At 72.2% G+C, this 23,931-nt stretch carries 21 protein-coding genes and 2 pseudogenes; 4 read left to right on the forward strand and 19 right to left on the reverse strand.

All coding sequences use genetic code 11. The features are described from left to right. Positions 1-58 precede the first annotated feature (58 nt). The gene (locus EKD16_RS16275; RefSeq protein ID WP_131099166.1) at positions 59-1,588 is read left to right on the forward strand and encodes a serine/threonine-protein kinase; all 1,530 of its coding nucleotides are present in this window, start codon (positions 59-61) and stop codon (positions 1,586-1,588) included. Positions 1,589-1,688: 100 nt separating this feature from the next. On the opposite strand, the gene EKD16_RS16280 is transcribed toward EKD16_RS16275, so the two are convergent. The 3 genes and pseudogenes from EKD16_RS16280 to EKD16_RS16290 form a co-directional block, all read right to left on the reverse strand. Beyond that, positions 1,689-3,041: a replication-associated recombination protein A gene (locus tag EKD16_RS16280; protein ID WP_131099167.1), complete on the reverse strand. Its 1,353-nt coding sequence runs from the start codon at positions 3,039-3,041 to the stop codon at positions 1,689-1,691. Positions 3,042-3,107: 66 nt separating this feature from the next. Next, positions 3,108-5,117 (reverse strand): SpoIIE family protein phosphatase, encoded by a 2,010-nt coding sequence (locus tag EKD16_RS16285; RefSeq protein ID WP_131099168.1) that lies wholly within the window; start codon positions 5,115-5,117, stop codon positions 3,108-3,110. A 762-nt stretch (positions 5,118-5,879) separates the two neighbouring features. Then, positions 5,880-5,978 (reverse strand): annotated as a pseudogene (locus EKD16_RS16290) (transposase); the annotation flags it as partial. A 26-nt stretch (positions 5,979-6,004) separates the two neighbouring features. Between EKD16_RS16290 and EKD16_RS16295 the strand changes: the two are divergent. Then, positions 6,005-6,523: pseudogene (locus EKD16_RS16295) on the forward strand (RNA-guided endonuclease TnpB family protein); the annotation flags it as partial. A gap of 15 nt (positions 6,524-6,538) precedes the next feature. On the opposite strand, the gene aspS reads toward EKD16_RS16295, so the two are convergent. Beyond that, positions 6,539-8,242: an aspartate--tRNA ligase gene (gene aspS, locus EKD16_RS16300; RefSeq protein ID WP_242677000.1), complete on the reverse strand. Its 1,704-nt coding sequence runs from the start codon at positions 8,240-8,242 to the stop codon at positions 6,539-6,541. On the opposite strand from aspS, the gene EKD16_RS26180 reads away from it, so the two are divergent. Further along, positions 8,171-8,344 carry a hypothetical protein gene (locus EKD16_RS26180; protein ID WP_242677489.1) on the forward strand — a complete coding sequence of 58 codons (174 nt, stop codon included), beginning with the start codon at positions 8,171-8,173 and terminating at the stop codon, positions 8,342-8,344. The genes aspS and EKD16_RS26180 overlap by 72 nt on opposite strands. Before the next feature lie 130 nt (positions 8,345-8,474). On the opposite strand, the gene EKD16_RS16305 is transcribed toward EKD16_RS26180, so the two are convergent. Continuing rightward, entirely contained in the window at positions 8,475-9,173 is a 699-nt protein-coding gene (locus EKD16_RS16305) for an MBL fold metallo-hydrolase (RefSeq protein WP_131099170.1), read from the reverse strand. A 419-nt stretch (positions 9,174-9,592) separates the two neighbouring features. Here EKD16_RS16305 and EKD16_RS16310 point away from each other — a divergent pair, with 419 nt between their 5' ends. Then, positions 9,593-10,825, forward strand: a complete 1,233-nt coding sequence (locus EKD16_RS16310) for a DUF349 domain-containing protein (RefSeq protein WP_131099171.1) — start codon at positions 9,593-9,595, stop codon at positions 10,823-10,825. Positions 10,826-11,016: 191 nt separating this feature from the next. Here EKD16_RS16310 and EKD16_RS16315 read toward each other — a convergent pair whose 3' ends face one another. The 14 genes from EKD16_RS16315 to EKD16_RS16380 form a co-directional block, all read right to left on the reverse strand. Continuing rightward, positions 11,017-11,349: a cupin domain-containing protein gene (locus EKD16_RS16315; RefSeq protein ID WP_131099172.1), complete on the reverse strand. Its 333-nt coding sequence runs from the start codon at positions 11,347-11,349 to the stop codon at positions 11,017-11,019. A 73-nt stretch (positions 11,350-11,422) separates the two neighbouring features. After that, positions 11,423-13,600: a RelA/SpoT family protein gene (locus EKD16_RS16320; protein WP_131099173.1), complete on the reverse strand. Its 2,178-nt coding sequence runs from the start codon at positions 13,598-13,600 to the stop codon at positions 11,423-11,425. A 521-nt stretch (positions 13,601-14,121) separates the two neighbouring features. Continuing rightward, positions 14,122-14,652 (reverse strand): adenine phosphoribosyltransferase, encoded by a 531-nt coding sequence (locus tag EKD16_RS16325; RefSeq protein ID WP_131099174.1) that lies wholly within the window; start codon positions 14,650-14,652, stop codon positions 14,122-14,124. A gap of 180 nt (positions 14,653-14,832) precedes the next feature. Further along, entirely contained in the window at positions 14,833-15,228 is a 396-nt protein-coding gene (gene yajC, locus EKD16_RS16330) for a preprotein translocase subunit YajC (protein ID WP_242677001.1), read from the reverse strand. A 250-nt stretch (positions 15,229-15,478) separates the two neighbouring features. Next, positions 15,479-16,567 carry a Holliday junction branch migration DNA helicase RuvB gene (ruvB, locus tag EKD16_RS16335; RefSeq protein WP_131099175.1) on the reverse strand — a complete coding sequence of 363 codons (1,089 nt, stop codon included), beginning with the start codon at positions 16,565-16,567 and terminating at the stop codon, positions 15,479-15,481. A 19-nt stretch (positions 16,568-16,586) separates the two neighbouring features. Further along, positions 16,587-17,195 carry a Holliday junction branch migration protein RuvA gene (gene ruvA, locus EKD16_RS16340; RefSeq protein ID WP_131099176.1) on the reverse strand — a complete coding sequence of 203 codons (609 nt, stop codon included), beginning with the start codon at positions 17,193-17,195 and terminating at the stop codon, positions 16,587-16,589. 7 nt (positions 17,196-17,202) lie between these two features. Further along, positions 17,203-17,769, reverse strand: a complete 567-nt coding sequence (gene ruvC, locus EKD16_RS16345; protein ID WP_131099177.1) for a crossover junction endodeoxyribonuclease RuvC — start codon at positions 17,767-17,769, stop codon at positions 17,203-17,205. 95 nt (positions 17,770-17,864) lie between these two features. After that, positions 17,865-18,380 carry a DUF4282 domain-containing protein gene (locus tag EKD16_RS16350; protein ID WP_131099178.1) on the reverse strand — a complete coding sequence of 172 codons (516 nt, stop codon included), beginning with the start codon at positions 18,378-18,380 and terminating at the stop codon, positions 17,865-17,867. A 213-nt stretch (positions 18,381-18,593) separates the two neighbouring features. Next, positions 18,594-19,343, reverse strand: a complete 750-nt coding sequence (locus tag EKD16_RS16355) for a YebC/PmpR family DNA-binding transcriptional regulator (protein WP_131099179.1) — start codon at positions 19,341-19,343, stop codon at positions 18,594-18,596. Continuing rightward, a complete protein-coding gene (pdxT, locus tag EKD16_RS16360; protein WP_131099180.1) occupies positions 19,340-19,948 on the reverse strand; it encodes a pyridoxal 5'-phosphate synthase glutaminase subunit PdxT in 609 nt (202 codons plus the stop codon). The genes EKD16_RS16355 and pdxT overlap by 4 nt, the downstream gene beginning before the upstream one ends. Positions 19,949-20,059: 111 nt before the next feature. Then, positions 20,060-20,971 (reverse strand): pyridoxal 5'-phosphate synthase lyase subunit PdxS, encoded by a 912-nt coding sequence (gene pdxS, locus EKD16_RS16365; RefSeq protein ID WP_131099181.1) that lies wholly within the window; start codon positions 20,969-20,971, stop codon positions 20,060-20,062. Positions 20,972-21,207: 236 nt separating this feature from the next. Further along, positions 21,208-21,762 (reverse strand): hypothetical protein, encoded by a 555-nt coding sequence (locus EKD16_RS16370; RefSeq protein WP_131099182.1) that lies wholly within the window; start codon positions 21,760-21,762, stop codon positions 21,208-21,210. A gap of 6 nt (positions 21,763-21,768) precedes the next feature. Beyond that, a complete protein-coding gene (locus EKD16_RS16375) occupies positions 21,769-22,917 on the reverse strand; it encodes a glycosyltransferase family 4 protein (RefSeq protein WP_131099183.1) in 1,149 nt (382 codons plus the stop codon). Further along, positions 22,914-23,927: a phosphatidylinositol mannoside acyltransferase gene (locus EKD16_RS16380; protein WP_131099184.1), complete on the reverse strand. Its 1,014-nt coding sequence runs from the start codon at positions 23,925-23,927 to the stop codon at positions 22,914-22,916. Before EKD16_RS16380 ends, EKD16_RS16375 begins: the two co-directional genes overlap by 4 nt. Between the last annotated feature and the right edge of the window lie 4 nt (positions 23,928-23,931).

The following is a 23,931-nucleotide window of genomic DNA, read 5'->3' on the forward strand; positions in this document are numbered from 1 at the left end:
GGGCATCGTTTCCGCCATAGAGCCCGATGGCGCCAGGCCCCGTGCAGACAGGATCCCCATGAGCCGCCCCTCCGAGCGCGAGATCTCCGTTCTGGTACCGCCGCACCTCGCCCGACTCGCCCCCGGAGATCCGGGTTCGGTAGGGCCCTACGTGCTGATCGGGCGCATCGGCGCCGGAGCGACCGGAACCGTCTTCGCCGCCGTCGATCCGGCCGAGGGCGGCGATCCGCTGGTCGCGGTGAAGGTGCTGCACCCCTGGCCGCTGGAGGAGCAGTCCACCCTCGCCTACCTGCACGCCCGGCTCGCCGCGCTGCAGGGCACCGACGGCCGCGTGTACGTGCCGCCGATCACCTTCGACGCCGCGGCGGAGCGGCCGTGGCTGGCCCTGCCCTACATTCCGGGCGTGGCGCTGGACGGCTTCGTCCGCGAGCACGGCCCGCTGGGCCGCGGCAGGCTCATCGCGCTGGCCGCCGCGCTGGGCGAGGGCCTTTCGGCGCTGCACAGCAAGGAGGTGGCCCACGGCGACCTGAAGCCCGGCGACGTGCTGCTGTGCGCATCCGGGCCGCGCCTCCTCGACTGCGCGCTGCCCGGCGAGGGGGAACTGCTGGGCCGCACCGCGTGGCACTGGACGGCCCCCGAGCGCCTCGCGGGCGGCGAGCCCTCGCCCGCGGCCGATGTCTTCTCCTGGGGGGCGATCGCGGTCTTCGCCGCCACCGGCCGCCCGCCGGTCGAGGAGGAAGGCGCGTCGGCGGCGACGTCCCCGTGGCTGGAGGGTGTGCCCGGCGAGCTGCGCCCGATCGTGCGCCGTTCCCTGTCCGAGGACCCGCGCGACCGGCCGACGGTCCGCGAGGTGCTGGGGTCGACCATAGCCGCCTGGGAGTCGATCAGCGGTTCGGGAGCCGGTCCGGTGCAGGGCACGGCCGTCACCCAGGTGCTGGCCCGGGAGTGGCGGGGCATCAGCGAGCCCGACCGGCTGCCGCGGCTGGTGCGGCTGGGCACGGACCGGCGCCGCACGAGCGGGCGCGCTGCGCTCGTCGCGGGGGCCTCGGTGGTCGCCCTGGCGCTGGTCGGCGGCGGAGGCTACGCGGCGTATGGGGCGTTGAGCGGGGACGGCGCCCCGCAGGCGGCACCGAGCCCCTCGCCCTCCTCCCCCGTGCCCTCGGCGGACGAGAGCCGCCAAGGACCGCCCGTCGTGCGGTTCGACCCCGCGGAGCAGGAGAACCCGGTCGAGGGGCCGTGGGTGTACACGCGGGTGGAGCGCGCCGAATCCGCGCCCGCCACCCCCGCGGCCACGATCGCCCCCGCCACCTGGAGCGAGCATTGGACACCGGTGGACGCGGAGGCCCGGGCGGAGGCCGTCATCACCGCGGAGACCGAGGTGCGGTGCGCCCAGTTCTGCGTGCCGGGGCCCGGCTACATCGAGGACGGCCGCGGAACCTACGAGATGGCCGGGCAGGACTTCATCGATTACCTCAGCTGGGGGAAGCCGGTGATCGCCGAGGTCGAGTTCGCCGACTCGGAAGGCGAAGGCGACGGCCCGCGGGAGGTCACCCGCATCACCGAGCTGTACCCGACGCCGGCGCGGTGATCCGCGCCGAGCCCGTCTGCCGAGCCGGTTTCGGCGGCGAATCCGACTCCGGGGACAGACTCCGCGCACCTGGTTGGGGCGCCGGTGCCCGCCCGCGCACTCACCGCTCCCCGGGCGTCCCCTCCACTCCGCCGGTCTCGCCGCGCAGGACGCCCTTGATGCGCTGCAGCACCTCGCCGAAGCGGCGCTCGGCGCCGTGGGTGGTGGGGGTGTAGTACTCGCGGCCGACGAGCGCGTCGGGGGCGTACTGCTGGGCGGCGACGCCGCCGGGGTGGTCGTGGGCGTAGGCGTATCCGGCGCCGTGGCCGAGCTCCCGGGCGCCCTGGTAGTGGGCGTCGCGCAGGTGGGCGGGCACCGGTCCGGCACGGCCCTGGCGCACGTCGGCCATCGCGGCGTCGATCGCCGAGACGACGGCGTTGGACTTGGGCGCCAGCGCGATGTGCACGACCGCCTGCGCGAGGTTGATGCGCGCCTCCGGCAGCCCGATCAGCTCCACGGCCTGGGCGGCGGAGACGGCGACCTGCAGCGCGGTGGGGTCGGCCATGCCCACGTCCTCGCTGGCGTGCACGACGATGCGCCGTGCGATGAAGCGCGGGTCCTCGCCGGCCTCGATCATCCGGGCGAGGTAGTGCAGGGCGGCGTCGGGGTCGCTGCCGCGCATGCTCTTGATGAACGCGCTGATGACGTCGTAGTGCTGGTCGCCCGTGCGGTCGTAGCGCACGGCGTGGCGGTCGACGGCGCGTTCGATGTCGGCGACGCCGATCCCGGAGCGCTCGCCCGCCACCAGCGCGGCCGCCTCCAGGTAGGTCAGGGCTCGGCGGGCGTCGCCGCCGGCGAGGCGGATGAGCTGGTCGGCGGCGTCGGAGTCCAGTGTGTAGCGTCCGGCGAGCCCGCGTTCGTCCTGCAGGGCTGCGTCCACGACGCCGCGGACGTCGTCGTCGGTGAGCGATTCCAGGGTGAGCAGCAGCGAGCGCGAGAGCAGCGGGCTGATTACGGAGAAGAAGGGGTTCTCGGTGGTGGCGCCGATGAAGCTGACCCAGCGGTTCTCCACGGCGGGCAGCAGGGCGTCCTGCTGGGTCTTGCTGAAGCGGTGCACCTCGTCGACGAACAGCAGGGTGCGGGTGCCGCGCATGCCCATCTGGCGGCGGGCGTCGTCGATGACCGCGCGGACGTCCTTCACTCCGGCGCTGACGGCCGACAGCTCGACGAACCTGCGCCGGGTGACGCGGCTGACCACGGTCGCCAGGGTCGTCTTTCCGGTGCCGGGCGGGCCCCACAGGAAGAGCGACATCGGGGCGTCGTCCTCGACCAGGCGGCGCAGCGGGCTGCCCTCGCCCAGCAGGTGCGCCTGCCCGGCGACCTCGTCCAGGGTGCGCGGACGCATGCGCACGGGCAGCGGCTCCTGGCCGCGCTGGGCTTCGGCTCCGGCGTCGTCGAACAGTGTTTCGGACACGCCATCCAGCCTAAGCGAGCGCCGCAGGGTGCCGCACGGCGCTGCCGCCGGCCGGAGACCGCCCGGCTACTCGGTGCCGCTCATGCGGGCGATGAGGAGGGCGATGTCGTCTCCGCGCCCGGCGGGGGTGAGGCCGATGAGGGAGGCCGCGGCGGCCTCGACGTCGCCGGCCAGGCCGACCAGGTCCTCCCCGACGACGCGCAGCCCCTCGTCCATGGGCATGTGCGCGCTCTCCACGAGACCGTCGGAGCACATCAGCAGGGTGTCACCCCCGCGCAGCCAGCGCGTGGTGACCGGGTACTTGCTGTCGCCGTCGACGCCCACCGGCGGTCCGGTCTCAGGCTCCCACAGGTCGTAGGAGCCCTGGGCGGCGATGACGGCGGGCGGCTGGCCGGCCCACGCGGCCTGCATCTCGCCGCTGTCGAGGTCCAGGACGAGGTAGCCGCAGGTGGCGAAGACGATTTCGCCGGTCTCCGAGAGCAGGCGGTTGGTCTCGGCCAGGACCACGCCGGGGTCGACCTGGTTGCTGGCGTAGGCGCGGAAGGCGACGCGGATCTGGCCCATGGCCGCGGCGGCCTCGACGCCGTGGCCCTGGACGTCGCCCACGACCAGGCCCACGCGGCGGCCGGGCAGGCGGATGACGTCGTAGAAGTCGCCGCAAACCCGCCACCCGGCGCGGGAGGGCAGGTAGCGCACGGCGATGCTCAGCTCGGCGAACTGCGCGATCTGCGGCGGCAGCATGCGCCGCTGGATGGCGTCGGCCAGCTGCAGCTCCTCCTGCTGGCGGCGCACCCGCTGCAGCGCCTGGCCGGCCAGCCCGGCGAGGGTGAGCATCAGGGCGCGCTCGTCCGGTGTGGCGTGGTGGGGCTCGCCCCAGGCGACCTGCCAGACGCCCAGTGCCACCCTGCGGTCGCCGAAGACGGGGATGGTGGCCCAGGACTGGGCGGTGGTGCGGTGCAGGAACTCCCCGACCGCGGGAAAGCGCTCCAGGATCTCGGCGCGGCTTTCGAAGAAGCGGGGCTGGCGGTCCTGGATGACGGCGCCGATGGGGTGGGCGGCGTCGGAGGTGTCGTATTCGCCGGTCAGGCCCATCGGGCCCGGCGCTTCCTCGCTGGGGGGCGGCGAGGCGCGCAGGCCGCCCTCCTCCACGAGCATGACGCCGGCGCGGGCGCCGCCGAAGATCGGCACGAACTCGTCGGTGAGCAGGCCGGTGACCTCTTCGACGGTGGTGGCGGAGACGAGTTTGGCGGCGAGGTCGGTCACCTGGCGGCCCTGTGCGGCCTCGATGCGCCTGCGGTCGGCCAGGCGGCGGATGAGCTGCACGTGCTCGGTGACGTCGTCGAGGATGCCCACGAGGCGGGGGTGGTCGCCGCGGACGTAGCGGGCTCGGGCGTGCAGCGAGCGCTCGTCGCCGAGGTGGTCGAACATGCGGAAGCGCTGCTCGTAGTCGCGGCCCTGCTGGGAGGCTTCGATGGCGTCGCGGACGCGGGCGATGTCGTCGCGGTGGACGCGGGCGAGGATCTCCTCCAGGCCGCGGGCGTCGCCGACCAGCAGCCGCCCCAGCGGCGAGGGGCCGAACAGCTCGCGCAGCGCCCCGGTGCGCAGGTCCAGGGTCCACAGCGCGGTGTCGGCGTTCTCGGTGCGCAGTTCGCTGATGACCCGGAGGGTCTCCTCCTCGCGCAGCGGTTCGCGGAACACCACCACGATGTTGCCGGCCTCGCCGCCGGGGCCGGGCTCGGGCAGCACGCGGGCCTCGGCGACGACGCGGTGGGTCGCGCCCGCGTAGTGGGCCGTGACCAGCGCGCGCCGGTGGGCCGGGTCGCCGTCGAGCGCGGCCCGGTGCAGCTCCCAGGCCGAGGCGGGGTCGTCGGCCGCGAGAACCTCCGGCCAGGGGCGGCCGAGCGCGTCCGCGTGCTCCACGCCGGTGAAGTCGGTGAACGCGCGGTTGGTCAGCATGACGCCGGCCGCGCGATCGGCGACGAGCATGGCCGCTGGAGCCGCGCCGAACGCGGCCGCGGCCCGGCGGCCCTCCCCACCCCCGGCAGAGCCGTGGTTGGAGCCGGTTGCACCGTTCACGAATAGATCATCCCTGTATCTTCACGAACGTCCTTTTCGCGCAGTCGCGCGTTCCTCCCTGGGACATCCGATTCGGCTTAGTCTAGCCAGACCACCGCCTGTCCGCGCAGGTGAAGCATGCCTCGATCACGACCCGCCGCACAGCCCCTCGACCACGCACTCCCGCGCCCCATTCGACCCGCGAGAATACGAAAAGCCACCTGAATACCAGGAATACCAGCGATTCACACGGTTCCCGGCGCGACATTCGGCAGAATCGTTACGCCAGCGTGACCGACACCGCACATCTGCGTAAAGCCCGCACCTAGCCTAAGCCAACCGCCCCGCACGGGACGCATTGCCGGGATCGCCGGAAAAGTCCGGACTAAAATTCAGTCATGCGTGAACCAATGATCAGCACGGGCCCGGCCCTCAGGAACGCGCTCATCGTCCGCAACTGGACCTGTCGACTCTGCACCTACAGCAATCCTGACAGCGAAGACATCTGCTGCCAACGCTGCGGCGCCGCGAAGAAGTAGTCCGCTCGCCGTTGCGCCGGACCCGCGTCGCAATCCGGGACCGGCTGCGCCCGCCGACGACCTGCGTGCAATGACCACCCAGCGGAGCGGCCCGGCCCGGGGCGGGGCCCCGCCCCGGGCCGGCGAATCGCCGACCGCTACCGGGTTCGTCGGCAGTGCTCCGCCGTTCACGGCGGAGGTGACGCCGACTCCCCCGTAGCGGGGCAGGAAAAGCCGGACCGCCCCCAGGCGGTCCGGCGCCTCGTCACCGCGGACGTTCCTGTTGCTCGATGTACCGGCCCAGCACGCTCAACGGGGCGCCGCCCACCCAACCGGCGAAGTAGGAGCCCGACCAGAGCCGCTTGGCCCGCCAGTAGTGCCGGGCAAGCCAACCGGGACAAGGCCCGGGTGAAGGTCGCCCGCGCCCACGCGAAGGCGGCCGACGCGCGCCGCGAGTTCCACCACCGGCTCTCCACGAAGCTGACCCGCGAGAACCAAGCGGTGGCCGTGGAAGACCTGGCGGTGAAAGGACTCGCGCGCACCAACCTGGCCGAGTCCGTCCACGACGCCGGGTGGTCGGCGTTCGTGCGCATGCTGGAGTACAAGGCCGCCCGGTACGGCCGCGCCTTCGTCAAGATCGACCGGTTCGAGCCCACCAGCCGGGTGTGTTCGGCCTGCGGCACCAAGGACGGACCCAAACCGCTGCACGTGCGCGAGTGGACGTGCAGCGGTTGCGGGGCCGTGCTGGACCGCGACGTCAACGCGGCACTCAATGTCGCCACGGCCGCCGGGCTGGCGGCATCAGCCTGTGGAGCGCAGGTAAGACCGGACCCCGGTCCGGCTCAGCGCAATGAAGCAGGAACCCACCGAAGTGGCCGACCGGCCGTCGTAGGAATCCCCGGGCTGTAGTCCGAGGAGCGGAAGTCAATTGTTGTCCGGAGGGGCGACCGTGCGGATGTGCACGTCCCGGAGCTGCTTGTCTGAAACGGGCGAAGGGGCCCCCATCATGAGGTCTTCTGCGTTCTGGGTAAGCGGGAAGGCGATGGTTTCGCGGATGTTCGGCTCGTCGGCGAGCAGCATCACGATGCGGTCGATGCCCGGCGCGATGCCACCGTGCGGCGGGGCGCCGAACTTCAGTGCTCGCAGCATGCCGCCGAATTTGCTCTCCACGTCGGCGGGGCTGTAGCCGGCGATGTCGAACGCCTTGTACATGATCTCCGGCGAGTGGTTACGGATAGCCCCCGATGACAGTTCGACGCCGTTGCAGACGATGTCGTACTGCCAGGCGAGGATGTCCAGCGGGTCCTTGCTCTCCAACGCCTCACGCCCGCCTTGCGGCATCGAGAACGGGTTGTGGCTGAACTCGATCCGACCCTCGTCGGAAAGCTCGTACATCGGGAAGTCGACGATCCAGCAGAAGCGGAAGGCGTCCTCCTCGAACAGACCGGACCGGTGCCCCGCCTCGACACGAACCGGCGCCATGATCCGGTTGATCTCCGCGTCGTCCTCGCCCGCACAGAAGAACAGGCCGCTTCCGCGTCCGGCACCGCACCGCTTCAGCAGGTCCTCGGAGATCTCCTCGACGAACTTGGCGACCGGGCCGCTCATGTTCCCGTCCTCGTCGATTTTCAGCCACGCGAGGCCCTGGGCTCCCGCTTCGACGGCGAACTCGCCCATACCGTCGAAGAACGACCGCGGCCGACCCGCCACGTCGGGGACTGCGAGCGCTCGAACCCGCTTGCCCGCGAAGGCGCGGAAACCCGTCTTCGCGAACAGGTCGGTGACATCGACCATCGTCAACGGGATCCGCAAGTCCGGCTTGTCGGTCGCATACCACTCCATCGCGTCGCGGTACGCGATGCGCGTGAACGGCGCGGTCACCTCCCGGTCGGGGCGGAACTCGGCGAAGACTTCCGACAGCACCTTCTCGATGACCTGGAAGACGTCTTCCTGCTCGACGAAGCTCATCTCCATGTCGAGCTGGTAGAACTCGCCCGGTGAACGGTCGGCGCGGCTGTCCTCGTCGCGGAAACAAGGGGCGATCTGGAAGTACCGGTCGAACCCGGAGACCATCAGGAGCTGCTTGAACTGCTGCGGCGCCTGCGGCAGAGCGAAGAACTCGCCGGGGTGCAGCCGCGAGGGAACGAGGAAGTCGCGAGCGCCCTCCGGGCTGGAACTCGTCAGGATCGGCGTCTGGAACTCCGAGAAGCCGACATCCGTCATCCGCCGCCGGATCGAGGAGATCACTTGGGACCTGAGCATCACGTTGCGGTGCATGCGCTCCCGGCGCAGGTCCAGGAAGCGGTAGGCCAGCCGCCGCTCCTCGGAGGTGTTCTCCTCCGTCGCCACCTGCAACGGAAGTTCCTCGCTCGTCCCGAGGACCTCGAACTCCTCGACCTCGATCTCGATCTCGCCGGTGCCGAGGTTGGGGTTCACGTTCTCCGCGCTACGCCGGACGACCGACCCGTCGACTCGGATGACAGTCTCCTTGGGAACCCGGCTCAGCCGCTCGAAGACGGGCGACTCCGGATGTCCCACAAGCTGGACGATCCCATAGTGATCGCGGAGATCGACGAAAAGGAGACCGCCGAGATCACGCCGGATATGCACCCAGCCGGAGAGACGCACTCTCTCACCGGCGTCGGCGCTCGTGAGCTGTCCGCAAGTATGGGTCCTGAAAGGATGCATGAGGTTACCAAGTCCACTTGTATTGCACGGCTGAACGGCTGATCCGGGGAACTGGCGGGCCGTGGCGCGATCCGGTCGGTACGAGCCCGTAAGACCCTGGAAATCCTACCGTCACCCCTGCTGATCAGCTGTCGTGCGTACATCGCGACTGCGCAGCACGGGCGTCGACGTATCAGCGCCCCGGGATATCGCCGAGGAACGGGTTGGTCGCGCGTTCCCGGGCGATGGTGGTGCGGGGGCCGTGGCCGGGCAGGACGGCGGTGTCGTCGGGCCAGTCGCGGCAGATGCGCTCCAGGCTGCGCATGATCTCGGCGTGGTCTCCGCCGGGGAAGTCGGTGCGTCCGATCGAGCCGGCGAAGAGCAGGTCGCCGGTGAACAGCACCGCCTCGCCGTCGTCGGCGCCGGGCGCCAGGGCGTAGCAGACCGAACCGGGCGTGTGGCCGGGCACATGCTCGACGGAGAACCGCAGACCGGCCACCTCCAGGGCCTCGCCGCCGGCGAGCTCCCGCAGGTCGTCGGGCTCCTCCAGGGCCGCCTGGCCCAGCAGGGCCGACAGCTGGGCCGCCAGGCCGGGGTCCAGACCCTTGGCGGGGTCGCTGAGCAGCGGGCGGTCGGCGCCGTGCACGTAGACCGGGACGCCGTGGGCGCGGGCGACCTCGGTCGCCGACCAGACGTGGTCGAAGTGGCCGTGGGTCAGCAGCACCGCGGCCGGAACCAGCCCTTCCTCGGCGACGCGGCTCGCGATCTCCGCGGCGGCGTCCTGTCCGGGGTCGACGATCACACACTCCGCCCGGTGCTCCGCGGCCGCGGCGACGGTGACTATGTAGCAGTTCGCGGCGAGCGGCCCTGCGGGAAAAGCGGAGATGGACACGGTTCGCGCTGACTTCCTCTCGGTGATCGGCCACGGGCTCGAACAGGGCGGTCGCCGGCAGCGCCCGCACTTACGAGCCTACCGAGGTGCACAGGCCGCGGCGACCGGGATTCCGGGCCTTCATCGGGCACGTCGTGCCGACACATCACCATTCGATCACCGCAATACGCGCGGCTCTTTGCCAAACGCCCCGTCAGTGTCATATTGGTCGCGTCGCACCGTCCGGTGTGTCCGGGCGGCATGCCTCGATGCGGCGATCGGCCGCTGATGTGCGACGACGCCGACAGGAGGCGGACGGTATCCGGTGAGGTGTGCGGATATCGTGCATAGTCACGGCGGTTCACACCGGTTCCGCGGAGCGGCCGCCGGACCACCCGGACCTGGCCGCAGCGCCAGGCTCATGATTGCTGGAGGACACGGTGACCACGGACCCCTGGGGCCGCGTTGACGACGACGGCACGGTCTACGTGCGCACGAGCGAGGGCGAGCGCGTCGTCGGATCGTGGCAGGCGGGCGCGCCCGAGGAGGCCCTCGCGTTCTTCCGCCGCAAGTACGACGCCCTGGTGACCGAGGTCGAGCTGCTGGAGAAGCGGCTGCGCACCACCGACCTGTCGGCCTCGCAGGCGCTGTCGAGCGTGGAGAAGCTGCGCACCGCGGTGCACGAGGCCAACGCCGTCGGCGACCTGGACGCTCTGGCGCGGCGGCTGGACTCCCTCACCGAGCAGGCCGAGGAGCGCCGGGTAGAGCAGAAGCAGGCCCAGGAGCAGGCGCGCACCGAGGCCCGCGAGGTCAAAGAGCGCATCGTCGCCGAGGCCGAGCGGGTCGCCGCCGAGACGACGCACTGGAAGTCGGGCGGCGAGCGGATGCGCCAGCTGATCGACGAGTGGAAGGCGGCGCCGCGCACCGACCGGCCCACCGAGCAGGCGCTGTGGAAGCGGATGTCGGCGGCGCGCAACTCCTTCTCCAAGCGCCGCAAAGCCTACTTCGCCGGCCTGGACCAGCAGCGCGAGCAGGTGCGCCAGGAGAAGGAAGGCATCGTCACCGAGGCCGAGTCGCTGGCCGACTCCACCGACTGGGGCCCCACCGCCGGGCGCTACCGCGACCTGATGCAGCGGTGGAAGGCCAGCGGCCGCGCCGACCGCGCCAGCGAGGACCAGCTCTGGTCGCGCTTCAAGGCGGCGCAGGACCGGTTCTTCCAGGCGCGCAACGCCGCCTTCGCCGAGCGCGACGCCGAACTGCGGGTCAACGCCGAGGCCAAGGAGCGCATCCTGGAGGACGCCCGCAAGGAGCTGGCCGACATCGCCGACCCGCGCCAGGCTCGCGCGCGGCTGCGCGATTTCCAGGATGCTTGGGAGGACGCCGGCCCGCTGCCGCGCGACGAGCGCGACCGGTTGGAAGGCGCGTTCCGCAAGCTTGAGGACGGCATCCGCCGGGCCGAGGACCACGAATGGCAGCGCACCAACCCGGAGGGGCGGGCCCGCGCCGAGGCCACGGCCACCAGGCTGCGCGACTCGATCGCCCAGCTCGAAAGCGACCTGGAGCACGCCAAGGCGCGCGGCAACGAGCGCAGGGTCCGCGAGATCGAGGAGGCGCTGACCGCGCGGCGCTCCTGGCTGGACGAGGCGGAGAAGGCGCTCGACGAGATGAGCTGACCCGGCGCGCCTTCGAATCCGAGCCGCCGGCCGGCGGCTCGGACCGTCGGAGCATCCGCTGGTTCGGCGGGGGTGCCCGGATCCGCCCGGGGCAGCTCCGCCGAACCATGCGCGGCCCCGCCGCCACGGAAGATCGCGATAATCGGGCCGCCTGCGCGCAGCCGCTCCGCACGGACTACCGTCGACCGGTCTCAGCCGATCTTGGCCACCGTGAGGACCACCGCGCAGTCCTCCAGCGCCTCCAGGGAGTGAGCCTTGGGCGGCACCACCAGCAGGTCGTTGGTGCGGCCCTCCCACCTGTCCTCGTCGGCGTCGAGCCGCACGCGGCCGCGCAGCACCAGCACGGTCGCCTCGCCGGGGTTGGGGTGCTCGGAGAGGGAGTTGCCCCGGGTCAGGGCGATCAGCGTCTGGCGGAGGGTGTGCTCGTGGCCTCCGTAGAAGGTCTCGGAGCTGCGGCCGGCCGAGGCGGCCGCCGCCGTCTCCATGTGCTTGCGTGCCAGAGCGTCCAGCGAGAACTTGTTCATGCCTGCAGTCTGACCATTCGGCCGCGCCTCACACACGAGAAACGCCGCGCGGTCCGCGTCGGCGTGCGGCGCCTCAGTTCTTCATCCGGTAGACGTCGTACACGCCGTCGACGCCGCGGACCGCCTTGAGAACGTGGCCGAGGTGGGTGGGGTCGGCCATCTCGAAGGTGAACCTGCTCAGCGCGACGCGGTCGCGGCTGGTCTGCACGGTGGCCGAGAGGATGTTGACGTGCTGGTCGGAGAGCACGCGGGTGATGTCGGACAGCAGCCGCGACCGGTCCAGCGCCTCGACCTGCAGCGCCACCAGGAACATGGAGTCCTCGGTGGGCTGCCACTCCACGTCCACCATTCGCTCTTTGTCCAGCGCGCGGGTGTTGACGCAGTCGCTGCGGTGCACCGAGACGCCGTTGCCCCGGGTGACGAAGCCGACGATGTCGTCGCCGGGGACGGGCGTACAGCACTTCGACAGCCGCACCCACACATCGGGGTCGCCCTCGACCACCACGCCGGGGTTGCCCGCCGGGCGCGGCCGGGGCCGGGCGCGGGTGGGCAGCGAGGACTCGGCGATGTCCTCCTCGGCGCTCTCGATGCCGCCCAGAGAGTCGACGAGCTTCTGCACCACGTTCTGCGGACCGATGCGGCCCTCGCCCACCGCGGCGTAGAGCGCGTCGACGTCGCCGTAGCGCAGGTCGCGCGCCAGCGCGATCAGCGCCTCGCCGCTGAACAGGCGCTTTATCGGCAGTTCCTGCTTGCGCATGACGCGCGCGATGGCGTCCTTGCCCTGCTCGATGGCCTGCTCGCGGCGCTCCTTGGTGAACCACTGGCGGATCTTGTTGCGGGCGCGGGCGCTCTTGACGAACTGCAGCCAGTCGCGGCTCGGCCCGGCATCGGCGGCCTTGGAGGTGAGGATCTCGACGGTCTCGCCGTTGTGCAGCTCGCTCTCCAGCGACACGAGCCGGCCGTTGACCCGGCCGCCCACGGTGCGGTGGCCCACCTCGGTGTGCACGGCGTAGGCGAAGTCGACGGGGGTCGCCCCCTGCGGCAGCGCGATGGCGTCGCCCTGGGGGGTGAAGACGAAGACCTCCTGCACCGACAGGTCGAAGCGCAGCGCCTCCAGGAACTCGCCGGGGTCCTTGGTCTCCTGCTGCCAGTCGATGAGCTGGCGCAGCCACGCCATGTCGGCGGTGCCCTTGGACTTGCCGCCCTCCTTCGCGGCGGCCCGCTCCTCCTTGTACTTCCAGTGCGCGGCGATCCCGTACTCGGCCCGGCGGTGCATGGCCCGGGTGCGGATCTGCAGCTCCACGGGGTTGCCGGAGGGGCCGATCACGGTCGTGTGCAGCGACTGGTACATGTTGAACTTGGGCATCGCGATGTAGTCCTTGAACCGTCCGGGGACGGGATTCCACCGCGCGTGGATCGTGCCCAGGGCCGCGTAGCAGTCGCGGACGCTGTCGACGAGCACCCGCACCGCGACGAGGTCGTAGATCTCGTCGAAGCCGCAGTTGCGGGCGATCATCTTCTGATAGATCGAGTAGTAGTGCTTGGGTCGGCCACGCACCGTGGCCTTGAGCTTGGCCTCGCGCAGGTCGGCCGAGACCGCCTCGATGACGTCCTGCAGGTAGACGTCGCGCCGGGGCGCGCGCTCGGAGACCAGGCGGGCGATCTCGTCGAACCGCTTGGGGTAGAGCGTGGCGAACGCGAGGTCCTCCAGCTCCCACTTGATGGTGTTCATGCCGAGCCGGTGCGCGAGCGGCGCGAAGATCTCCAGGGTTTCGCGGGCCTTCTTCTCGCGCTTGTTCTGGGGCAGATAGCGCAGCGTGCGCATGTTGTGCAGCCGGTCGCACAGCTTGATGACCAGGACCTTGATGTCCCGGGACATGGCGACGACCATCTTGCGCACGGTCTCGGCCTGGGTGGCCTCGCCGTACTTGACCTTGTCCAGCTTGGTGACGCCGTCGACGAGTTCGGCGATCTCGTCGCCGAACTCCTCGCGCAACCGGTCGAGGGTGTAGCTGGTGTCCTCGACGGTGTCGTGCAGCAGCGCCGCGGCCAGGGTGGGCTCCTGCATGCCCAGCTCGGCCAGGATGGTGGCCACGGCGAGGGGGTGGGTGATGTAGGGGTCCCCGCTCTTGCGCTTCTGGTCGCGGTGGTGGTGGGCCGCGACCTCGTAGGCGCGCTCGATGAGCCGGACGTCGACCTTGGGATGGGTCGCCCGGACGGTCTTGATCAGTGGTTCGAGGACCGGGTTCATGGATACCCCCCGCTGGGCACCGAGGCGTGCGAGTCTGCGGCGGACCCGCACGCTGGACGACGGGCTGGACCGGGGCGGGGAGGCGCTGGGGCGGTCGGCGCCGGAGTCCGCACCCGCTTCGGAGGGGGCTCCGGGTTTACTCGGGTCGTCGGCTTGTGCGGCGGGCGGCGCGGGCGTATGCGCGCCGCCGGAAGGCTCCTGCCCGCTCGGGGAGGACCCGCGCAGAGCGGAGGCGGAGGCCGCCTCGGCCGATACCGCGTCACCTGCCATGGACATCCCTCCCGCGGCTCCCCCGGGGACCGGGCCCGTTCCCCGTGTGCGGGAAGGGTGCCGCGCCGCGACGGTGGTCTCCGTCGCGGGGCCCTCCGGGTCGACGTCTGCGTCGTAAACGTCAGGTGTCACCTGTACCAACGCGTCGCCGCAGCTCCGTTATGCCCGCGAGTCTACTTCCGCTTGGGGGCGGTCTTCGCATGTCAGGGCGCAGGGAGAGGGTCCAGGGCGAGGGCCCGGACACCGGCTCTCTAGAGCACGGCCAGCGCGTGCGGCTCCACGTCGGTCAGCTTCCGCCGGCCCTGGAGGAAGCCGAGTTCCACGAGGACCGAGAATCCCAAGACCGTACCACCCGCCTTGTCCACCAGTTCCACCGCGGCCCGTGCAGTACCGCCGGTGGCGAGGACGTCGTCGACGATGAGGACGCGGCTGCCGGGACTGACGGCGTCGGCGTGCATCTCGACCGTCGCGGAGCCGTATTCCAGATCATAGGAGGCGCGGTGGGTCTCGCGCGGCAGTTTCCCGGCTTTGCGCACGGGGACGAACCCGGCGCCGAGCTCCAGCGCGACGGGAGCGCCGAGGATGAACCCGCGGGCCTCCAGGCCGAGGACGGCGTCGACGGCGCCCTTCTCGTAGCGGCCGGCGATCTCGTCGACCACGGCCCGCAACGAGGCGGGCTCGGCCAGCAGCGGAGTGATGTCCTTGAAGACCACCCCCTCTTCGGGGAAGTCGGGGACATCGCGCAGGCCGGCCTTGATCAGGCCGCTCAGGTCAGCGGACATGGTGGAGGGGTCCTCGTCTTCGTCGCGGGCTCGGGGAAGGATCGGGCAGCCGGGCCGGGCAGGTGCTCGGCCCGCCGACCGGCGTCCGCGGGCGCGCGGAGGCGGCGCGGGACATGCGACCGCGGCGGACCCGCATCGGGCCCGTCTCGCCGGTGTCCGGCCCCTGCCCGGGGCAAGCCCCTACTTGGAGCCGTCGTCCTTGTCGTCCTTGCCGGGGAAGTCGGGGCGGTCCTCCACCGGGGTGTCGTCCTTCATGCTGTCGGGCCGCTGGATGTCGCCGACGCCCGCCTTGAGCATCCGGATGCGCGTTCCCGGGGAGATCTCCAGCTCGACCTCGCTGTCGCGCACCTCCACGACGGTGGCGTAGAAGCCCGCCTTGGTGAGCACCTCGACACCCGGCTGCAGTTCGCTCTGCATCCGGGTCTCCTGCTGCTTGCGCTTCTGCTGCGGGCGCAGGATCAGCAGCCAGAAGACCAGCGCGATGAGCACGAACGGCAGGAGCATCCCGAGGAGCCCACCGGATCCTTGGGCGCCCTCGGCCAAAATAGTCTGGGCCAGCACGGGGTGTCCTTCCATAGATTGTTCCGACCTTCGCGGCCGCGCCGGAACCTGTGGCGGGCCGTGTTCGCGGCACCTGCCGCCGCAGGTCAACGCGCGAACGGGGGCGCGTGTTCCGCCCGAACGCGATCCGGCCTGCATCGTTGCCGTTTCGCAAGGTCCGGCCTCCAGTTTACCTACCGGGTACCGGAAAGCGGCCGCACGCCGACGGCGGTGTCGCCGCCGGTAGGAGCGCATCCCGTGCGGCTTTCGGCGGCTCGCCGGAGGTTCAAGGCGTCTTGCCGGCGCCCCCGGCCCCGGCCGTGCCGGTGGCGGCGCTGTCCGCGGCCGCGGCCGCGCCGAAGGCGGCGTCGGGCGGCGGGGCCAGACCCAGGTGGGCCCAGGCGTCGGGGGTGGCGACGCGCCCGCGCGGCGTGCGGGCGACGAGCCCCGAGCGCACCAGGAACGGCTCGGCGACCACCTCGACGGTCTCGGGTTCCTCCCCCACCGCTACGGCAAGGGTCGACAACCCCACCGGGCCCCCGCGGAACTTGCCGCACAGCGCCTCCAGCACCCCGCGGTCCAGCCGGTCCAGCCCGTGGCCGTCCACCTCGAACAGCGTCAGCGCCGACCGGGCGGTCTCGCGGGTGAGGCGTCCGTCGCCGTGCACCTCGGCGTAGTCGCGCACCCGCCGCAGCAGCCGGTTGGCGATGCGCGGGGTACCGCGGGAGCGGCCGGCGATCTCGGCGGCTGCGTTGGCGTCGACCTCCACCCCCAGCAGACCGGCGGATCTGTGCAGGATCAGCTCCAAATCGGCGGCGGCGTAGAAGTCCATGTGGCCGGTGAAGCCGAAGCGGTCGCGCAGCGGAGCCTGCAGCAGCCCCGCCCGGGTGGTGGCGCCGACCATGGTGAACGGCGCGATGTCCAACGGGACCGCGGTGGCGCCCGGACCCTTGCCGACCATCACATCGACCCGGAAGTCCTCCATGGCGACGTAGAGCATCTCCTCGGCGGGCCGCGCCATCCGGTGGATCTCGTCCAGGAACAGCACCTCGCCCTCCTGCAGGGTCGACAGCACCGCCGCGAGGTCGCCGGAGCGCTCGATGGCCGGGCCGGAGCTGATGCGCAGCGGCGCACCCAACTCGGCCGCGATGATCATGGCCAGGGTGGTCTTGCCCAGGCCGGGACCGCCCGACAGCAGCACGTGGTCGGGCGCCCGGCCGCGCCGCTGGGCGCCGCGCAGCACCAGCGACAACTGCTCGCGGACCCGCTCTTGGCCGACGAAGTCCTCCAGGCGCCGCGGGCGCAGGGCACCTTCGAGGGCACGTTCGTCCAGGTCGGCCTCAGCGGAGACGGCGTCTCGCTCGTAGTCGCTCATGGTCCTATGCTCCTACGCGCTACGCCCTGCTCAGCCTGCGCAGGGCGCTGCGCAGCAGCAGGGACACGTCGGGGGCCTCGGCCGCTTCGGGGGCGACGGCGTCGGCGGCGGCCTCGGCGTCCTTGGTCGACCAGCCCAGGTTGACCAGGCCCGACACCACCTGGGGGCGCCACGGCGCATCCTGGCCGGGGGTCGGGTACTCGGCGACGGCCGGGTCGGCGGCCGGGGGCGGGCCGAGCTTGTCGCGCAGCTCCAGGGCGATGCGCTGGGCGCCTTTGGGTCCGATGCCGGGGACGCGGGTCAGTGCGGCGGTGTCCTCGGCGGCGACGGCCGCGCGCAGCGCATCGGGGGTGTGCACCGCCAGCATGCCCAGCGCCAGCCGGGGGCCGACCCCGCCGGCCTGCTGCAGGCGTTCGAACACGTCGCGCTCGTCGTCGTCGGCGAACCCGTACAGCGTCAGCGATTCCTCGCGCACGACCAGCGAGGTGGAGACCGTGGCCTGCTCCCCCACGCGGAGCCCGGCGAGGGTGGCCGGGGTGCACTGGAGGGTCATGCCGACGCCGCCCACCTCGATCACGGCGGTGCCGCCGGTGCGGGCGGCCACCCGGCCGCTGAGGAACGCGATCACCTCGGGGTCACCTTCCGTGGGGGTCGGGGGTCCGGCGGGCCTGGCGCGCCAGCTCGACCTTGCGGGCGAAGTCCTGCTGGGCCTGGGCGACGCGGGCCTGGGCCCCGCCGCGCCAGATGTGGCAGATGGCCAGGGCGACGGCGTCGGCGGCGTCGGCGGGCTTGGGCGGGGCGTCCAGCCGCAGCAGCCGGGCGACCATGGCCTGCACCTGCGCCTTGTCGGCGCGGCCGCTGCCGGTGATGGCGGCCTTGGCCTCGCTGGGGGTGTGCAGCGCCACGGGCAGCCCGCGCCGCGCCGCGCAGGCGATGGCCACAGCGCCGGCCTGGGCGGTGCCCATGACGGTGCTGACGTTGTGCTGGGCGAAGACCCGCTCGACGGCCACGGCCTCGGGGGCGTGGTCGTCGAGCCAGCTCTCGACACCGCGCTCGATGCCCAGCAGCCGCTCGGCGAGGTCGCTGCCGGGGGCGGTGCGCACCACCCCCGATGCGGCCAGCGACAGCGGGCGCCCGACGGAGCCGTCGACGACTCCCAGGCCGCACCGGGTGAGCCCCGGATCGACTCCCATGACTCGCACGCCGCTTTTCACCTCACCTCGAACGCCCGTTCGCAGGCTCCGAGCCTACCGGGAAGCACCGACACTCCTCTCGCCCGCCTCCGGCGCGTTGGCGGTCACATGCCGTTGCGGGAGCGGATCGCGGTGAGGTCCTCGCTGATGCGGAACAGCACGATCAGCACTTCCAGACCCACCCGGGTGAGCAGCACGGCGACTGCGCCGCCGACCAGGGAGGCCAGCAGGGTGAGCAGGCCGGTCAGCGGGCTGAACCCCATGGCGCCGAAGGCCGTGACGACACCGCTGAGGGTGAAGATGGCGATCAGCACCAGCCAGAGGATGAACAGGACCTTGATGATCCGGGTGGTGACGAAGCTGCGGAAACGGAAGTCGAACAGCGTGGCGAAGAAGCCCGGGGCGGGGGGCGGCGCGGCGGGTCCGGGTGCGCCGCCGTAGGGCTGCTGGGGCGGTTGCTGCGGCGGCTGCTGGGGCCCGGTGTAGCCGGGGGCGGGCTGCGGGCCCGGCTGCCCGGGCCCGGGCTGGGAGCCCGGATAGCCCGAGGGACCGCTGTAGCCGGGCTGTTCGGGCTGGTCGGAGCGGCCGTGCTCGTAGGGGTTCTCGCCGGGGGGATTCATGGACGTCCTTCCTGAACGCAAGCGCGGGTGCAGACTGCTCGGCGAGTGGCAACACTACCGCGCACCCGCGCTGCGCGGCGCTGGAGAAGTCGGCGCCGCGCATGCCCGGCACCCGGCGCAGCCGCGGGCCACCGGGCGCAAACGCCGCACGCCCCGCGTCCGGAATCCGGCGGCGGGGCGTGCGGCGATGGTGGGCGCGGATTCGCGCGGTTGTCAGCCGATGTTGGCCATGACGTTCTCGGGGATGTCGGCGTTGGTGTAGACGTTCTGCACGTCGTCGGAGTCCTCCAGGACGTCGACGATGCGCATGACCTTCTTGGCGTCGTCCTCGGCCAGCGAGACCTCGACGCTGGGCAGGAAGGAGGTGTCGGCCGACTCGTAGTCGATGCCGGCCTCCTGCAACGCGGTGCGCACCTCGACCAGGTCGTTGGGCTCGCTGATGACCTCGAAGGACTCGCCCAGGTCGCTGACCCCTTCGCCGCCGGCCTCGACCACCGCCAGCGTGATGTCGTCCTCGCTGGTGCCCTCCTTGGGCACGATCACCACGCCCTTGCGGCTGAACAGGTACGACACCGAGCCGGCGTCGGCCATCGAGCCGCCGCCCCGGGTGACCGCGGTGCGGACCTCCGAGGTCGCGCGGTTGCGGTTGTCGGTGAGGCACTCGACGAGCAGCGCGACGCCTCCGGGCGCGTAGCCCTCGTACCAGACGGTCTGCCAGTCGGCGCCGCCGGCCTCCTCGCCCGAACCGCGCTTGCGGGCGCGTTCGATGTTGTCGAGCGGGACCGAGCTCTTCTTCGCCTTCTGGATGGCGTCGAAGAGGGTGGGGTTGCCCTCGGGGTCCCCGCCGCCCGTGCGCGCAGCCACCTCGACGTTCTTGACCAGCTTGGCGAAGAGCTTGCCCCGCTTGGCGTCGATGGCGGCTTTCTTGTGTTTGGTGGTGGCCCACTTGGAGTGGCCGCTCATGCCTGTCCTTTCACCATGTCGACGAAGAGCCGGTGTATCCGCGGGTCACCGGTGAGTTCGGGATGGAAGGAGGTGGCCAGCAGGCCGCCTTGCCGTACCGCGACGATCCTACCGGCACGCTCGCCGCCGGCGATCTGGCCGAGCACGCGCACTCCCCCGCCGACCGACTCGACCCACGGGGCGCGGATGAAGACGGCGTCGAAGGGTTCGCCGTCGAGGCCGTCCATGTCGATCCGGCCCTCGAAGGACTCGGTCTGCCGGCCGAAGGCGTTGCGCCGCACCGTCACGTCGAGCCCGCCGAGGGTCTCCTGGTCGGCGGAGCCCTCGACGATGCGGTCGGCGAGCAGGATCATGCCGGCACAGGTGCCGTAGGCGGGCATGCCCTCGCCGATGTGCTTGCGCAGCGGCTCGACCAGCTCGTAGCGCGCGGCGAGCTTGGACATCGTGGTGGACTCCCCGCCGGGCAGGATCAGCCCGTCGACCCGGTCGAGGTCCTCGGGACGCAGCACCGGGACGGCCGGCACGCCCAGGCCGCCGAGAACGCGCAGGTGCTCGGCGGTGTCGCCCTGCAGGGCGAGTACGCCCACGGTGGGTGCAGCGGTCACGGTCTCCCTCGCTTCGGTGCTCGTGTCCTTCGGTGCGTCGGCGGGGCCGGCGGGGCCGACGCACCCCGGGTCCGGCGCGGATCCGCTCCGCGCCGGTGCCGCGGGGCTCGGCTACCAGCCGCGTCCGGCGTAGCGCTCGGACTCCTCCAGGTCGTCGAGGTTGATGCCGACCATGGCGTTGCCAAGGCCGCGCGAGACCTTCGCGACGACCTCGGGGTCGCGGTAGTGCAGGGTGGCCTGCACGATGGCGTCGGCGCGCTTGGCGGGGTCGCCGGACTTGAAGATGCCCGACCCGACGAAGACGCTCTCGGCGCCGAGCTGGCGCATCAGCGCGGCGTCGGCCGGGGTGGCCACGCCGCCGGCGGAGAACAGCGGGACCGGCAGCTTGCCCAGGCGGGCGACCTCCTTGACGACCTCGTAGGGGGCCTGCATCTCCTTGGCGGCGCCGAAGAGCTCGGGCTCGTCGAGGGTGCCCAGCCGACTGATCTCGCGGCGGATGGCGCGCATGTGGCGGGTGGCCTCGACGACGTTGCCGGTGCCCGCCTCGCCCTTGGAGCGGATCATGGCCGCGCCCTCGGCGATGCGGCGCAGGGCCTCGCCGATGCTGGTGGCGCCGCAGACGAACGGGACCGTGAAGGCCCACTTGTCGATGTGGTACGCCTCGTCGGCGGGAGTGAGCACCTCGGACTCGTCGATGAAGTCGACGCCGAGGGACTCCAGCACCTGCGCCTCGACGAAGTGTCCGATGCGGGCCTTGGCCATGACCGGGATGGAGACGGCCTCGATGATGCCGTCGATCATGTCGGGATCGGACATGCGGGCGACACCGCCGTTGCTGCGGATGTCGGCGGGCACCCGCTCCAGGGCCATGACCGCCACGGCTCCGGAGTCCTCGGCGATCTTGGCCTGCTCGGGGGTGACCACGTCCATGATCACGCCGTTCTTGAGCTGCTCCGCCATCCCGCGCTTGACGCGGGTGGTGCCGACGGCGCTGCCGGCCGGGTTGTCAACGGTGCTGGTCACGGTGGTGCTACTCCAAAAGTTCGGGGCGGACCGGGATGTGTGCACCCGGTGCGCAGACTGGTCAACATGGCACGTCGGCGGCGTAGGGCCGGTGCTGTCCCGGCTTCCATGGTAGTTCACCGGTTCGTCGGTCTCTGTGTCGATAACACCGCAGCCGCGGCCGCTGTTCCAGCGGCGGGCCCGCCGCGCCGCAGGTCGGCGGGCGCACTCCGCCCGGCGCGGCCGGGCCCGCGGCATCACAGCGGGGCGGCGGCCGGGGGCTCGTCGTCCATGTCGAAGAACTCGGGCACGGGGGCGCTGCCGGCCAGGCGCAGCAGGCGCACCAGGCGGCGGGAGCGGGCCTCGCGGATCCCGGCCACGGCGTCGTTGTAGAAGCGCCGCGCCAGCATGACCCGTTTCGCGGCGGCCTCGACCGCGGAGAAGACGTCCTCGTTCGCGCCGTCGGCGCGGGTCAGCTCCTCGGCGAAGCCGGGCTCGTCCACCACCGCGCGCAGTGCGCGCGACAGGTTGCTCTCGGCCAGCTCGCGGGCGCCCCGGCCCTCGCCGTGCGCGCGGCGCGCCTGGGCCGCGGCCTCGCCCAGCAGCACCGCCGAGGCCGGTTCCAGAGCAGGGGATGCCGCCAGTTCCAGCACGACCGCGCCGCGCCGCAGCAGGGCGGCGTCGAGCGCGGCGTGCGCGGTCTCGACCCTTGTGTGCAGCCGGTCCAGCCGCCCGGCCCGCCAGGACACGTAGGCCGACAGCAGCACGAGCGCGGCGACCACCAGGGCCACTGCGGAGATCCAATCGGGCATGGGCGGCTACACGCCTTCCCGGCGGCCGGCGGTCACCGGCGACTGACCGACGCCCGACGGAAGCACGGTCTCGTAGACACGGACGACGTCGGCGGCCACCGTGTGCCAGTCGTAGGTGCGCACGGCCTCCCGCGCGGCGCGGGAGAGCACGCTGCGGCGGTCGGGGGCGTCGAGCAGCTCGGCGCCCGCGCGTGCGAGGTCGGCGGGGTCGCCGGTGGCGAACAGCCGGCCCGCGCCGCCGTCGCGCAATACGTGCGCGAAGGCGGGGATGTCGCTGGCCAGGATCGCCGCGCCCGCCGACATCGCCTCGGCGAGCACGATCCCGAAGCTCTCCCCGCCCAGATTGGGTGCGCAGAACACGTCGACCGAGTGGTAGGCGCGTACCTTGTCCACGTCGTCGACCCGCCCGAGGACCTCCACCCGCTCGCGCAGCTCGGGGGCGACGCGGCGGCGCACCTCGTCGCCGTCGCCGGGTCCGGCGATCAGCAGCCGCAGGCCGGGGCGGTCGCGGCCCAGCGTGTCGAAGGCGTCCAGCAGCACGCCCAAGCCCTTGCGCGGCTCGTCGAGCCGCCCCAGAAAGCCGATGGCACCGCCCTCGCCGGGCCAGCCCTCCAGCGGGCGCGCCTCGGCGAAGCGGTCGACGGCCACCCCGTTGGGGATGAGTACCGCGTCGCCGCCCAGGTGCTCAACGAGTGTCTTGCGTGCGGCGTCGGAGACCGCGATACGGCCGTTGATCTTCTCCAGGGCGGTTTGCAGCACCCCGGCCGAGACCGCGAGGGCCCGCGAGCGCGGGTTGGAGGCGTGGAAGGTCGCCACGATCGGCCCTTCGGCCGCCCAGCACGCCAGCAGGGACAGGCTGGGTGCCGCGGGCTCGTGGACGTGCAGCACGTCGAAGGAGCCGTCGCGGATCCAGCGGCGCACCCGCCCCGCGGCGCGGAACCCGAAGGACAGCCGGGCCACCGACCCGTTGTAGGGCACGGGGACGGCTCGCCCGGCCGATACGAGGTAGGACGGCAGTTCGGTCTCGGAGTCGCACGGCGCCAGCACCGACACCTCGTGTCCGAGCTGCAGCAGCGCCTCCGCGAGGTCGCCGACGTGCTGCTGGACGCCGCCGGGGACCTCCCAGGTGTAGGGGCAGACCAGACCGACCCTCATGACCTCGTTCGCCTCCGACTCGTGCTGCGGCCGCGCCGAGGAGCCGGAGCCGCCGGCACGGCGGGGGTCTCCTTGACGCTACCCGCGGAACCGCTGCCATCACGGGGATCCAGGTCGGCGGTGAAGACCCGCTGCAGCATGTGCCAGTCCTGCGGGTGCGCGGCGACGGCCGCCTCGAACGTGCGGGCCGTCTCCTGGGTCATGGCGCGCACGCGCTCGCCCCGGTCGGCGGCGGCCGGTACCGGGACCTTCTCGTGCACGTGGATCCGCATCCGGTCGCCCTCGTACCACAACGACACCGGCAGCAGGGCGGCGCCGGTGCGCTCGGCCAGGGCGGCGGGACCGGCGGGCATCCGCGCGGGTTCACCGAAGAAGAGGACCTCCACCCCGCCCGCGGAAAGGTCCCGGTCGGCGAGCAGGCAGACCAAGCGCCCCTGCCGCAGCCGGCGGGCGAGGACTCCGGCGCTGTGCTGCGGTCCGCCGGTCAGCGGCAGCACCTCCATGCCCAGCCGCTCGCGGAACGCCACGAAGCGCTCGAACAGCGGCTCGGGGCGGAGCCGCTCGGCGACGGTGGTCAGCGGGATGCCGTACCGGGTGATCCACGCCCCGGCCAGGTCCCAGTTGCCCATGTGCGGCAGCGCGGCGACCACCCCGCGCCCCTCGGCGAGCGCGCGGTCGATCCGCTCGATACCGGTGCGGTCGACCCGCGCCTCGATCTGGTCGGCACTCAGGGCATCGAGCCGGAACATCTCGTAGAAGTAGCGGAGGTAGGAGCGCATACCGGCCCGGGAGAGCGCGCGGATGCGGGCGTCGTCGGCCCCGGGGTCGACCGCGGCGCCGGTACGGGCTACACGGCGCAGGTTGGCCTCCAGCCGCCGAACCCCGGGGCCGCGGCGGCGCCAGGCGACGTCGGCGATCGCGCGGAACACGGCCCGTCCGAAGCGCTCGGGCACCCGCCGCAGCAGTGCCCATCCGAGTGTGTACAGCGCCGTCGTCGCATGCTCGCCCATCGCG

Origin of the sequence: Streptomonospora litoralis, from assembly GCF_004323735.1 — a bacterium.
GTDB lineage: Bacteria > Actinomycetota > Actinomycetes > Streptosporangiales > Streptosporangiaceae > Streptomonospora > Streptomonospora litoralis.

Bases quoted from the DNA above. Each gene is read 5' to 3' on its own strand.
- ruvB (WP_131099175.1), bottom strand. From the start codon at position 16,567: ATGAGCGACTACGAGCGAGACGCCGTCTCCGCTGAGGCCGACCTGGAC.
- EKD16_RS16355 (WP_131099179.1), bottom strand. From the start codon at position 19,343: ATGAGCGGCCACTCCAAGTGGGCCACCACCAAACACAAGAAAGCCGCC.
- EKD16_RS16325 (WP_131099174.1), bottom strand. From the start codon at position 14,652: ATGTCCGCTGACCTGAGCGGCCTGATCAAGGCCGGCCTGCGCGATGTC.
- EKD16_RS16275 (WP_131099166.1), top strand. From the start codon at position 59: ATGAGCCGCCCCTCCGAGCGCGAGATCTCCGTTCTGGTACCGCCGCAC.
- EKD16_RS16315 (WP_131099172.1), bottom strand. From the start codon at position 11,349: ATGAACAAGTTCTCGCTGGACGCTCTGGCACGCAAGCACATGGAGACG.
- EKD16_RS16320 (WP_131099173.1), bottom strand. From the start codon at position 13,600: ATGAACCCGGTCCTCGAACCACTGATCAAGACCGTCCGGGCGACCCAT.
- yajC (WP_242677001.1), bottom strand. From the start codon at position 15,228: ATGGAAGGACACCCCGTGCTGGCCCAGACTATTTTGGCCGAGGGCGCC.
- EKD16_RS16380 (WP_131099184.1), bottom strand. From the start codon at position 23,927: ATGGGCGAGCATGCGACGACGGCGCTGTACACACTCGGATGGGCACTG.
- EKD16_RS16370 (WP_131099182.1), bottom strand. From the start codon at position 21,762: ATGCCCGATTGGATCTCCGCAGTGGCCCTGGTGGTCGCCGCGCTCGTG.
- EKD16_RS16350 (WP_131099178.1), bottom strand. From the start codon at position 18,380: ATGAATCCCCCCGGCGAGAACCCCTACGAGCACGGCCGCTCCGACCAG.
- EKD16_RS16375 (WP_131099183.1), bottom strand. From the start codon at position 22,917: ATGAGGGTCGGTCTGGTCTGCCCCTACACCTGGGAGGTCCCCGGCGGC.